This is a genomic window from Desulfuromusa ferrireducens (assembly GCF_055389805.1).
Map to the genome: position 1 here is coordinate 4,374,983 of NZ_AP042415.1, position 13,071 is coordinate 4,388,053.

Annotated in this window: 9 protein-coding genes and 1 tRNA gene; 7 read left to right on the plus strand and 3 right to left on the minus strand. The window is 55.4% G+C overall.

All coding sequences use genetic code 11. The annotated features are described in order from the left end of the window. Positions 1-34 precede the first annotated feature (34 nt). The 3 genes from ACZ5PT_RS19630 to ACZ5PT_RS19640 all read right to left on the minus strand — a co-directional run bounded on the left by ACZ5PT_RS19630 (position 35) and on the right by ACZ5PT_RS19640 (position 7,161). Positions 35-2,986, minus strand: coding sequence for an insulinase family protein (locus ACZ5PT_RS19630; protein ID WP_464264706.1), 2,952 nt, complete (start codon positions 2,984-2,986; stop codon positions 35-37). Between the two features lie 103 nt (positions 2,987-3,089). After that, positions 3,090-5,690 carry a cation-translocating P-type ATPase gene (locus ACZ5PT_RS19635; protein ID WP_464264707.1) on the minus strand — a complete coding sequence of 867 codons (2,601 nt, stop codon included), beginning with the start codon at positions 5,688-5,690 and terminating at the stop codon, positions 3,090-3,092. Between the two features lie 169 nt (positions 5,691-5,859). Continuing rightward, on the minus strand, positions 5,860-7,161 hold the full coding sequence (locus tag ACZ5PT_RS19640; RefSeq protein ID WP_464264708.1) for a nitrite/sulfite reductase: 1,302 nt from the start codon (positions 7,159-7,161) through the stop codon (positions 5,860-5,862). Positions 7,162-7,424: 263 nt separating this feature from the next. Between ACZ5PT_RS19640 and ACZ5PT_RS19645 the strand changes: the two genes are divergently transcribed. The 7 genes from ACZ5PT_RS19645 (at position 7,425) to ACZ5PT_RS19675 (ending at position 12,999) form a co-directional block, all read left to right on the plus strand. Beyond that, positions 7,425-7,649, plus strand: a complete 225-nt coding sequence (locus ACZ5PT_RS19645; RefSeq protein ID WP_464264709.1) for a DUF2061 domain-containing protein — start codon at positions 7,425-7,427, stop codon at positions 7,647-7,649. 20 nt (positions 7,650-7,669) lie between these two features. Beyond that, positions 7,670-8,392, plus strand: a complete 723-nt coding sequence (locus tag ACZ5PT_RS19650; RefSeq protein WP_464264710.1) for a phosphoadenylyl-sulfate reductase — start codon at positions 7,670-7,672, stop codon at positions 8,390-8,392. A 114-nt stretch (positions 8,393-8,506) separates the two neighbouring features. Further along, positions 8,507-9,412, plus strand: a complete 906-nt coding sequence (gene cysD / locus ACZ5PT_RS19655) for a sulfate adenylyltransferase subunit CysD (protein ID WP_464264711.1) — start codon at positions 8,507-8,509, stop codon at positions 9,410-9,412. Beyond that, positions 9,412-11,325 carry a sulfate adenylyltransferase subunit CysN gene (gene cysN, locus ACZ5PT_RS19660; RefSeq protein WP_464264712.1) on the plus strand — a complete coding sequence of 638 codons (1,914 nt, stop codon included), beginning with the start codon at positions 9,412-9,414 and terminating at the stop codon, positions 11,323-11,325. Before cysD ends, cysN begins: the two co-directional genes overlap by 1 nt. Positions 11,326-11,387: 62 nt before the next feature. Next, a tRNA-Pro gene (locus tag ACZ5PT_RS19665) sits at positions 11,388-11,464 on the plus strand. Between the two features lie 123 nt (positions 11,465-11,587). Further along, complete coding sequence (locus ACZ5PT_RS19670) at positions 11,588-11,914, plus strand: hypothetical protein (RefSeq protein WP_464264713.1); 327 nt, start codon at positions 11,588-11,590, stop codon at positions 11,912-11,914. Positions 11,915-12,168: 254 nt separating this feature from the next. Beyond that, complete coding sequence (locus ACZ5PT_RS19675; protein ID WP_464264714.1) at positions 12,169-12,999, plus strand: pyruvate, water dikinase regulatory protein; 831 nt, start codon at positions 12,169-12,171, stop codon at positions 12,997-12,999. The last annotated feature ends 72 nt before the right edge of the window (positions 13,000-13,071 follow it).

Sequence of the window (13,071 nt, forward strand, 5' to 3'; positions counted from 1 at the left end):
CGACCTACAGGTCGCCCCTACGAAACAGCAAATTCTAAATCTTCCGCAGTTCCAATTTAGCCTCGCCAAGCTGTTCATTAGCTTGCAGCAAGGCCGCTTCCCCAGCCAGCACCGAAACGGCGCTGGCGCCATTTTGCAAATAGGTTGTTGCCACACGTTTTAGCGCCGCGGCATCAACGGCCAGCAAATGTTGACGCATCTGGTTGCGCATCTCCAGGGTCATGCCCTGGCGCAGGTTGGCAAACTCCTGCGCTCCGACCCCAGCGGGCGAGAGTGGCTTGTCGAGATCACTGAAAACCGCCAGGATCGATTCCTTGACCGCATCGGCGGGAAACTCCCCGGCGGCGGCCCAGGCGATGGCCTGATCATAGACATCCAGCGTCCGCAGGATGTGTGGATCGCGATAGGAGAGCATAGAGAAAATCCCCGACTCGGAATTATAACTGGCCAAACCGCCATAGGCGCCGCCCTTTTCACGGATTTCGCGATGCAAAAATTCGGCCCGCAGCAGCTTCGACAGAACCGTCAAGGCAGCGCTGTCAGGATGGCTGAAAGAGATGGTACGGAACGCTCGGGTGACATAATTAACCGGCACCGACCAGACAAATCCCTGTCGCTGCGGCTGGGGACTAAACAGTGGCGCGACAAACTCCGCTGCCACGACCGTTTCCGGCAGCGCCTTAAGCAGTCCATCCAGCGCGCTGTCGAAGGGAGCAAAATTATCCTTCTCCACCGTCACAGCGGTCTGCAACTGAACCCGGCAGAACAGTTGTCGACCTATTTGTGTCAGCATATCGGCCAACGGCTGCATTTCTTCTTGCGTTTTTGCCGCCCATTGCCGAATCACCGCCACCTGCGTCAAACCCGACCACTGTTCCCGCAAGCGGGCCGCCGGAGTCTGACAAGCAGCTGCCGTACGCGCCGCGTAGGTGTGTCCTGACTGGGGGACTGAGTTCTCCAGCGAAACCTTCAGCTGGTTGAGAACCGTGTGAATCCGTTGCAAATCAGAAAAATCGGGTGCCAGGGTGATATCCTGCAACAACTCAAACAGCGCAGCGCAATTGCGAACCAGCGCCTTGCCCTTCAGTTCGAAACTGGCGCTGTATTTATCCAGATCCTGCGGATTATCGAGCAGCGAAGTCCGTGCTGAAATGCCACCGGTGACCGCTTCCATCGCCTGCGCCATCTGCAGGTAATCACGCTTACCGGCACCGACCTGGGTCAACAGACTGCTAAAAATCGGCAGATAGAGACGCTGCTCTTCGCTCAAACCGTCAAGAGCAAAATTCAGCGCCACCGTGCCGATACCGTTGGTCGGTTGCGCAAACCAGTTGCTTTTAACGCTGTTGCGTTGCTGAGTTTCGACCTTGACCGCCACTTCAACCGGCGGGATGTCGCTCAACTCCAGGGTCGGCAGACAGGCAAGATCTTCCGCTTCTTCCTGGGCATTTTTCAACGCCAGTGCCTGCGCAACTATTTGCTGCTGCTCTTCGGCACTGAGCCGTTGCTGGATTTTATCCAGTTCGCCACGCGTGGCCGCGTCCTGCTGTGGCCCAAGCTCAGTATCCGGCTTGAGCAGCAAGGTCACGCGATGCCGATTCGCGAGCAACTGCTCACGAATCAAGTTTTCAAAGAAAGGCCCCTTGTCCAGCTCCGCCGCCAAGCGCTGCAGATTCTGGTCAAAGTTGAGCGACTCCAGCGGGTCGCCGCCGTGAATCCAGGAACCGAGCAACCGCATCAACAACAGCAGCGAATAGGGATAGCTGTCGCCGGACACTTCACGGTTGGCAAATTCGAGCCGGTGGATGGTGCCATCGATCCGCTCGCGGGAAAAGCCCTCGGTGGCCACCTGCTCCAGGGTTTCAAGCACCAGTTTTTCAATCGCCTCAAGCTGCTCCGGATCGGTGCCCTGCAGGCCGGCGGCAAAATAGGTGGTGCGGTTATCATCGTGGTAACCCACGCCAGGAGCCAGATTGGCACCCAGACCGGAATCGAGCAGCGCCTTGTAGAGCGGCGCGGCCGGGTTGCCGAGTAACAAGCTCGACAGTAGCGACATCGCCAGCCGCTCGAAGCTGTCGTTGATATCGTTGGTCAGCCAGGCGACCTGCACCATCGAACGCTTTTCCAACGGCTCCCCGGCATCGAGCGGATAGGTTTCGGTGACCTGCTGCGGCGTGTCGAGGCGCTGTTCGGCGGGCACTTCGCTGTCGAGCTCCAACCGCTCGAAATTCTTCAGCACCCGCTCTTCGACCGTGGCCAGCAGTGCGGGCAGGTCAAGGTTGCCGGAGCTGAAAAACCAGGCGTTACTCGGGTGATAGTAACGAGCGTGAAAATCGCGCAGCTGCTGCCAGGACAGAGCCGGGATATCGGCCGGCTCACCACCGGAATTATGCCGATAGGTGGTGGTCGGGTAGAGATGACGACCCATGCGCCGCGATAGCAGCGACGAGGGATCGGACATGGCGCCCTTCATCTCGTTGTAAACCACCCCCTTGTACTCCAGCGGTGACTGCGGATCAGCGGCCTCGGCAAACTCCAGCCGGTGCCCTTCCTGACTGAAATCACGCTCGCTCAGCTGTGGGAAAAAAGCGGCATCGAGATAGATTTCGAGCAGGTTCTGGTAATCCTTGCGATTCATGCTGGAGAAGGGATAGAGGGTCCAGTCGCTGGCGGTCATGGCGTTCATGAAGCTGTTAAGGCTGCGCTTGAGCATCGAAAAGAAGGGATCGCGCACCGGGAAGCGTTTGGAACCACAGAGTGCCGTATGCTCAAGGATGTGGGCCACCCCGGTCGAATCGTCCGGCGGGGTGCGGAAACCGACCGCGAACAGGTGGTTGTCATCCTCCCGCTCCAAGTGCATGAAACGTGCACCAGTTGCCTGGTGCTGCAGACGGATCATCGTAGCATTCAGTACCGGCAACGGATCGATCCGCTCAACGAGAAACCCGGACAATTCCTGCCCTGGCTTGAATTCATGCTTGGTCATATATTATCCCCACAGAAAGTTAACCGATAAAGTAATTTTTCAATTATTTCATAGCTTAGCCGACAAAGGAGCACTTTACCAGCAACCACGCATTAAAGCATAACTACTTGTAACGCAACCACCCGCGCCGCTGTAGCAGTTTTTCAAACTCAACACTGATAAAGACCAGCGTCGACATAACAAAGCAGAACAGCAGCTCAACTGGAGTCAGTGCCTGAGTATGAAAAATAGACTGCAATGCGGGAAGATATACGATTCCCAACTGAACCGCAATACTGAGTAACACAGTAATCAGTAACGGCAGGTTGCTGGTCAGTCCCTGACTAAAGAGCGACTCCCGATCAGAGCGGATCGCCAGCGAGTGGAACAGTTGCGACACGCACAGGACAGTAAAAACCATGGTCTGCCAATGCCAGCCACGCGCCATGGCAACCGCCTGGGTCAACAGGCAGACCCCGCCCATCAACAAACCAATCCAGATGATCTGCTGCCACATGCCGCGCGCAAACAGCCCTTCATCCGGCGGCACCGGCGGTCGTTGCATGATGTTCTTTTCCGCCGGTTCAGTGGTCAGCGCCAGGCCCGGTGCGCCATCGGTCAACAGATTAATCCAGAGGAGATGGATCGGCAGCAGCGGGATCGGCAGCCCCAGGAAAGGGGCAAGAAATATGGTCCAGATCTCACCGGCATTGCTGGTCAGGGTATATTTGACAAACTTGCGGATATTGTCATAAATCTTGCGCCCTTCGCGCACCGACTTGACGATAGTGGCAAAGTTATCGTCGAGCAACACCATGCCGGCCGCTTCCTTGGCGACATCGGTGCCGGTAATGCCCATGGCGATGCCGATCTCGGCTTTTTTCAGCGCCGGAGCATCATTGACCCCATCACCGGTCATCGCCACAGCTTCGCCGCGTTGTTGCAGTGCAGCAACGATCTTCAACTTCTGCTCCGGTGCCACGCGCGCGTAAACCCGTACCTCCCCGGCCAATTCAACCAGTACCGCTTCGCTCAGCTGCGCCAGCTCGCTGCCGGTGACGACTCGGACATCTGTCGAAGCAACCAAACCGATGCGGGCAGCAATCTGCACAGCAGTGAGCGGATGATCACCGGTAATCATGATTGGCACGATCCCCGCTCGACGACATTCTTCGATCGCCGCGGCGGTTTCTTCGCGCGGCGGGTCAAAAGAGCCGCAGAGACCGAGGAATTCCAGTTCGGATTCATGTTCGTCGGCGCGAAGTTCGCCGGGATGCTGCTCGAAACGTCGCCCGGCAAAAGCCAACACCCGCAGCCCAGAACTGGCCATTTCGGCAACCTTGGCCTCGGCCTCTGACGACGAAAAAGGACGGCAGCGCGCTGCCACCGCTTCAAAGCTGCCTTTACAGAACAGCTGAAAACCACCCTGAGGCAAACGATGCAGGGTACTCATTGCCTGGCGTTCGGAACTGAACGGCAGTTCGGCAACGCGTGGATAGTCGACAGACAATTGTCGCTTATCAAAGCCGAGTTGCTGCGCTTTAGCCGCCAATGCCACCTCGGTCGGATCTCCGAGCCAACTGCCGTCGGCCGAACGGTTGACATCGTTACTCAACGCCATCGCCAGCAGCAACAGGTCATCGGTGGCCGGACGCCCCTGCCCGAGCGGATGCAAGCGGGCATCGAGACATTGCTCGACGGTCATCTGGTTGAGGGTCAATGTGCCGGTTTTATCACTGCAGATACAGGTGGTCGAACCGAGGGTTTCGACCGCGGGCAAGCGACGGATCAGACTGTTCTGTCGTACCAGCTGCCGCGCCCCCAACGCCAGACAGATCGTCACCACGGCCGGCAACGCTTCCGGCACCGCTGCCACCGCCAGACTGACAGCGGTCAAAAACATCAATAACAGCTCTTCACCGCGAAACAATCCGGCAACAAAGACCACGGCGCAGATCAGCACTGTCACCAGGGCCAGATTGCGCCCGACCCGGGCCAGCCGGTGTTGCAGTGGTGTTTTGGTGGTTTCGGTGCTGTCGAGCAGATGGGCGATTTTGCCCATTTCGGTCTGCATGCCGGTCGCCGTCACCAATCCGCAGCCGCGCCCGTAAGTCACCTGGGTGCCGCGATAGGCCATGTTGCGGCGATCGCCCAATGACAGATCTACACGGCTGGAGACGGCAAGGCTTTTTTCGACCGCCTGCGATTCACCGGTCAGAGCCGCTTCGTCGACCTGCAAACTGCTCACTTCGAGCAGGCGCAAATCAGCAGGGATGATGGTCCCGGCATCGAGATGCAGCAGATCCCCCGGCACCAGCTCACCAGCCGGAATGCGCAGCCGTTGCCCGTCACGACTGACGGTGGCAAAAGGCGCAGCCAGCTTCTTCAGCGCGGCCAGGGCTTTCTCGGCGCGATATTCCTGAATAAAGCCGATCACGCTGTTCAGCACAACGATGACCAGGATAACGATGGCATCCTGCAACTCACCAATCATCCCAGAAATCAATGCCGCGACCAGCAGCAGGATAATCATCGGATCGCAAAACTGATCGAACAGCATCCGCCAGGGGGAACGGCGTTGCGCAGCACGCAGTTCGTTACGGCCCCAGTGCGCCAACCGCTCGGCAGCCTGCGCTTGCGTCAAGCCTGCGGCGCTGCTCGACAGTTCAACCAGCAGTTCGTCGACTTGTAACTGATGAACCGGATTCTGCTCAACAACCGACATTGGCCCTCCTTTTTCCCGCACAGGGAATCAAGTAGCGCGCAATCGAAGTTGATTGCTATCGATAAAAGCCTATCAGGTTGAGGGATTTTTGCCGCCCTGCAGCAGGGAGAAAAATCGGGAGAGTGAAACCACTCCCCCGATACTTGTTGACTTGTCTTTAGGCGGGGGGTTACAGCAGCGGAGCGAGGGCGCTCAGTAGTTTGTCTTCCGTCAGTTGTTCGGCAACCCGGATACCTAAGTCTTCCGCGTGGCGCTGATAGAGATCGAAACGCGGGGTGCGTTGCCCGTCGTCGCCTTTAACACTCTTGCTGGCGATGATGCCGATTTCGGCCAATTGCGGTTGCGCGCAGGAGTTGGCGCAACCGGAGATCGCCACAGTGCGGCCGTCCAAACGCGCACCAAAGCGCTGCGAAAACAGCGCCGCCAGGGCACGCGTATCAGCCAAGCCCATGCGACACTCCTGATTCCCTGGGCAGACGCGCAGCACCGCAAACGGTTGCCCGAGTCCGGCAAACCCGGCCTGCGTCAAAAGATCGAGCAGCAGTTGCCGCTGCGCAGCATCAACCGGCAGCAGCGCCAGGTTCTGATCCGCCGTCACCTGCAGATACTCAACCCCGGCTTGCTCGGTCGCAGCAGCAAGCTGGGCCAACTCTTTGGCCTGCAGCTCTCCGGCGGCAACCGGTACGATCAATTGCAGCTCCGCCTGTTCTCCGCTAACCGGCAGTAAGGATTTATCAAAGGCATCCTTAAATTGTACCGGTTCGGCCTGTGCCAATTCCACCTCCAGCAGACGCCGGAACTCGTCCTCGCCCTTACTGCTGAACAATGTCTTCAGCCGTTTGGGTGGTTCAACATTGGCGGCATAAACCCGGACGATCGACTCGGCCAGCACCAGCAGTTCGCCTTCGGCCACTCGCTGCCGATAAAGGAGCGCCGCTTGCGGGGCCCGGCCTAAGCCGCCAGCCACCCAGACATCGTAAAAAGCCTGCCCATCTTCCTGATCGACATAGACAAAAGCCAGATCCTGAATCAGGTGACGACTGTCTGTATAATCGGCCTCAACGGCAATTTTGAATTTTTTCGGCAAACCTTCGAAATGTGGATTGCCACTAAAATGCTGCAACAGTTTGCGCCCCAGCACCTGGGTGTAATTGAAACCACGGCCGAAACCGGTACTGCAGGAGATGCCCCGCACCGCACCACCGCAAGCTCCGCGGGAGAAAAGTCCAACCGCAGCCATGCCGCGCTGCACAGCTGGGATCTGCACGTATTCAAGATCATGAAACTCAATACTGCCGCGCGTCGTCAGATGAAAGACACCACTCCCGTACTGCGTCCCCAAGCGGGCCAACGCCGCAGCTTGCGAAACGGATATCAGGCCACTGGCCAGCTTGACCCGCATCATCAGTTGCCCGGCATCATTTTGTTTATATATTCCCTCAATTCGTAAACCCTGATAATCGATCGGCATAATTCCGTAGACTCCTGTTTGCTGTCCGCCCAATCCCACACTGCTTTTAGCGGTTATAATAAAAACACTTTCCCAGCTCAAGAGTCAACATCTTTCTAGGCAGCAGACACGCGTTAGGATACTGTTTTAACGCGACCTTCCAAGTCCCGCACAGCGCATCCATAAACTTTGTCCACATTTTTATCTTGACTATTTTCATAGTAAATAATATTTTCTCGAAAATTCTTTCAACACCCTTAAGCCGATAAATATGTGAGCCGGATATGGACACAACTAGACGCAGCCTTGCCAAAGCCCTCTCCTGGCGCTTTTTGGCGACCATAATTACTACCGGCATCGTTTTCGCGCTGACCGGCAAGGGGGAATTTGCCGCAACCATCGGCGTTGCCGACACGGTCAGCAAATTCTTCATCTATTTCGGACACGAACGACTGTGGAATCGCCTCCCCTACGGACGCGAAAAACAAGAACCGGAATATTATATTTAGCAGCAAGAAAGGCACTGGGGATGAAACTGGTCGAAAATCACTTACTCGAGACAAACACGTCGAAGCGCCTCAACGGGGTGAACGAACCACAACTCTTACTGCAAAAAGGGTTGACCTGCATCGACGGTCCGGTGGCATTAGCCAGTTCCTTTAGTATCGAAGATATTGTGCTGATCGACATGCTAAGCAAATTAGAGCGCAAGGTAAGCGTATTTGCCATCGATACCGGGCGGCTCAATGAAGAAACCCTGGAGATCGCCGAAACTATCCGCCTGCGTTACGACATCAACATTGATTGGTATTTTCCCAGTCAAGCGGCGGTGGAAAAGCTCGAGCGGGAGAAGGGCCTGTTTTCTTTCCACCAGTCACGGGAAAACCGTCACCAATGCTGCCATATCCGCAAAGTGGAACCGCTGCAGCGGGCCCTAAAAGGACTGTCCGGATGGATCACCGGGCAACGCCGCGAGCAGGGAACGACACGCAGCGAACTGCAACCGATTGAGATTGATCAAGCCAACGGCGCCATCGTCAAGCTCAACCCGCTGGTTTACTGGAGCGAGGAGCAGACCAAAGACTACGTCAAGCAACAGCGTCTGCCGATCAATCAACTGCATCACCGAGGCTTCCCCTCCATCGGTTGCGCGCCCTGTTCCCGCGCCGTTCAGGCCGGAGAAGACAGCCGCGCCGGACGCTGGTGGTGGGAAAATCCGGAGCATAAGGAATGCGGCCTGCACAAAAGGTAGACATCGTTGTAGGGGCGACTCGCTGAGTCGCCCGTATTCCAACCTTGACACAAAGTCACGGGCGACCCACCGGGTCGCCCCTACAGCTAAAAATCAAAACCCAAAGGATAAAACATGAGCACTCAAATGACCCATCTGCGGCAACTGGAGGCGGAGAGTATTCACATCATGCGCGAAGTGGCGGCCGAGTTTGAAAACCCGGTGATGCTCTATTCGGTCGGCAAGGATTCGGCGGTGATGCTGCACCTGGCGCGCAAGGCCTTCTATCCGGCCAAGCTGCCTTTTCCACTGCTGCACGTCGACACCACCTGGAAGTTTCGTGAGATGATCGAGTTCCGCGACCAGATCGCCGACCAATATGATTTTGAGCTGCTGACCCACGTCAACATTGATGGCGTTAAGCAGGGCATCGGTCCCTTTTCTCACGGCAGCGCAGTACACACCGACGTGATGAAAACCGAGGGGCTCAAACAGGCCCTCGACAAATACAAGTTTGACGCCGCCTTCGGGGGCGCACGACGCGACGAGGAAAAATCGCGTGCCAAGGAGCGGATATTCTCCTTCCGCAGCGCCAGCCATCGCTGGGATCCAAAGAGTCAACGTCCGGAATTGTGGGATATCTACAATACCCGCGTGGCTCAGGGCGAAAGCATCCGCACCTTTCCGCTGTCCAACTGGACCGAACTGGACATCTGGCAGTACATCTACCTGGAAGAGATCCCGATTGTGCCGCTTTACTTCGCTAAAGAACGGCCGGTGGTCGAGCGCGACGGCATGCTGATTATGGCCGATGACGAGCGACTGGAGCTGCAACCGGGCGAGAAGATCGAAATGAAGTCGGTGCGCTTTCGCACCCTCGGCTGTTATCCGCTGACCGGTGCGGTGGAATCGACCGCTGCAACGTTACCAGAGATTATCCAGGAGATGCTGCTGACGCGCACCTCGGAGCGTCAGGGACGACTGATCGATCATGATTCATCCGGATCGATGGAGAAGAAAAAACAGGAGGGTTATTTCTAATGGCACACCAATCTGATTTGATTGCCGCGGACATCCACGCCTACCTGAAGCAACAGGAGGAGAAGTCACTGCTGCGCTTTATCACCTGCGGCAGCGTCGATGATGGCAAAAGCACCCTGATCGGCCGGCTGCTGTGGGACTCGAAGATGATCTTCGAAGATCAACTGGCGGCGCTGGAAAGTGACAGTAAGCGCTGCGGCACGCAGGGCGAAAAGATCGACTATGCCCTGCTGCTCGATGGTTTGCAGGCGGAGCGGGAACAGGGCATCACCATCGATGTCGCCTACCGTTTTTTTTCCACCGACAAGCGCAAGTTCATCGTCGCCGACACCCCCGGTCACGAACAGTACACCCGCAACATGGTCACCGGCGCTTCGACGGCACAGGTGGCGGTGATTCTGATCGATGCGCGCAAAGGCATCCTCACCCAGACCCGGCGTCACAGCTATCTGACTTCGCTGGTCGGCATCCGCCACATTATTCTGGCGATAAACAAGATGGATCTGGTCGATTACAGTCAGCAACAGTTTGATGCGATCCGTGCTGAATATACCGAGTTTGCCGCCGACCTGGGTTTTGCGTCGATCACCGCGATTCCGATCTCGGCGCTGGAAGGCGATAACATTCTCGCCCCGAGCCTGAACACCGAGTGGTACCCGGGTCCGTCGCTGATGAATCAACTCGAAAGCGTCGATGTCAGCGATACCGCAGCGCAGCAACAGTTCCGCATGCGCGTGCAGTGGGTCAACCGGCCGAATCTCGATTTCCGTGGCTTCTGCGGCAGCATCGCCGCCGGGACCATCCGCCAAGGCGATGAAATCGTCGTTTCCTCTTCAGGGCAGACCAGCAAGATCGCGCGGATCGTCACCATGGACGGTGATCTCACCGCTGCAATCGCCGGACAGGCGGTCACCCTGACGCTGGAAGATGAGATCGATATCAGCCGCGGCGATCTGCTCTCTACTGCACAGTCGCGCCCCCATTATGTCGATCGCTTTGAGAGCAAATTGGTCTGGCTGCACGAAGACGCCCTGCTGCCCGGCCGCAGCTATCTGCTCAAAGCCGGTTCAAGTACGGTCCCGGCACAGATCGACGCAGTTAAATACAAGATCAACGTCAATAACCTGCAGCAGGAGCCGGGCAAGACCCTGACACTGAACGAGGTTGGTCACTGTCATATCAGCGTCAACAGTGAGATCCCCTTTGATGCCTACCGTGACAATCGCGGCACCGGCAGCTTTATCCTCATCGATCGACTCAGCAATGCCACCGTCGGTGCCGGGATGATCGCTGCGCCGCTGCAACGTGCCACCGACAGCCACTGGCAAGCACTCGATGTCGACAAGCAAGCGCATGCTGCGCTCAAGCGACAAACGCCGAAGGTGCTCTGGCTGACCGGTCTTCCGGGCGCGGGCAAATCGACGGTCGCCAACCTGATCGAAAAAAAACTGCACTCGATGGGCAAGCACACCTATATTCTCGATGGCGACAACCTGCGCCACAACCTCAACCGCGATCTCGGCTACGACGATGCCGATCAGGTCGAGCATATTCGCCGGATCGCTGAAGTCGCCCACATCTTGGTGGAAGCGGGAATCATCGTCATCGCCCCGCTGGTTGCACCATTTCGCAACGAACGGCGGATGGCGCGGGAGATTTTCACCTCAGAAGAATTTGTCGAAATCTATCTCGACACACCACTGGAGATCTGCGAGCAGCGCGACAAAACCGGAGCCTACCAAAAGGTTCGTTCTGGAGAGCTGAGCCATATTGCCGGGATCGACGCGAGCTACGAAACGCCAGAAAAACCTGAGTACCGCTTTGATGGTGGCATCAGCACAACGGAACAGATCGCAGTACAAATCGTCAGCGACCTGTTCGAAAATGATCGGTTGATCGAATGGGAAATTTAAATCAAAAAAACTGACAAAAAAGATTGATTTTCAGAATTCACCATGGTACCTATCTTCTCCGTCGGAGCGTAGCGCAGCCTGGTAGCGCGCTTGGTTTGGGACCAAGATGTCGGAGGTTCGAATCCTCTCGCTCCGACCATAATTTAAAAGGGCTCAGTCATTTAGTTGGCTGAGCCTTTTTTTTGTTCTCCGGGGCGGATCTGGTCCTAGGGGGAAACTTGAATGTCTCGGGGAGATGCCCTTTCGGGGGAAGGAGAATATTATGGATACACTCAGTCAGTTAATTTTTTATTTCGGGGGGCTGTATATTGCCAGCAGTTTAGTTTGCTGCGTGAGTCGGGGGAGAACAAAAAACATTCACGAAAAAATAGCGCCAGGTGCTCTCTTGGTGTCTCTATGCATAACGATTGGCAGCTACCTGTGGGAATGGCTTGGTCCTTTCTTGGCTATTATCATCGCTATCGCCGCGAGTTTTATAATATGCACCTTGTTCAGATATTACATTGAAGTTCCGCTGATTAAGTTATGCTTTCGCAAAAAACCACGTCACACAAAAAACAATTCAGAAATCAATAACTCGCAGGAATAACCCTGTGGAACGAAAACCGGGGCGAGGTGTCGGATGTTCGAATCCTCTCGCTGTGACCATAACTTGAAGAGGCTCAGTCATTAAGTTGGCTGTGCCTTTTTTTTATTGTTCTTCCGGGGAAGTTACGCGATGACCGCGGAAATGGAACCGCTCCTTTGCTGATAACTTGCGAAAGAAGTGGCTTTAGGGGTAAATATTGTCAGTGAGAAAATTCCCGTGGATACAACCGCAAAACAAACTGATTGGTGAAGGTGATGACGGAGCAGAGCAATCAAGACGAAAAACTGGTGTATATCATCTCAGACGGTATTGGCCAGAGCGCAATGAATGTATTAAAAGCAAGCATGATCCAATTTGACTTGCCATCGTCAGCGCTACGCATATTTTCAAAGATGGAAAATCCGGCGAAAATAAAAAGAATCTTGATGGAAGCGAAGGAGAAAGGTGCATTTGTCGCCTTTACCATTGCCAAGAAAGAGACCCGTAAATTCGTGCATGAGATTTGCCTGGATGAGGGTTTGAAGCACATTGACATTCTGGGGCCGCCGATAGAAGAAATGTCAGCATACCTGGGCATTGAGCCGAAAGAAGACGCCAACCTGCTCAGAAGAGTCGACAACAACTATTTCAAGCGGATCGATGCTATTGAATTTTCGATGAAAAATGATGATGGCAAGGACGTCAATAAGGTTTTTGAGGCGGACATTCTCATTCTGGGGTTATCCAGAACATCTAAAACGCCGACCTCTTACTTCTTGGCGCAGCAGGGATACAAAGTGGTGAACATTCCGCTGATCCCGGAAGTCCCCATCCCCAAGGAAGTCTACCAAGTGGATCAGAGTCGCGTCGTTTGCCTGGTCATGGATTCGGAGGTGTTGCAAAAAATTCGCAGCGCCCGGGTGAAACACTATAAAACCCAGAGCAACTATACCGACCTGAGGCGGATCTTTGATGAAATGGAAATGGTCCATGATCTGAAAAAGAAAAACAGAAAATGGCGCATTGTGGATACCACCAACAAATCGGTGGAAGAAACGGCCAGAGAAATTATCAGCATGGTCTTTGGACAGGTTCAGGAATATTAGCTGAAGATTGCAGACGCAAAAGAGCCACCTCCCGATGGAAGATGGCTCTTTTTTCAAAATCGGTGTTTCGCC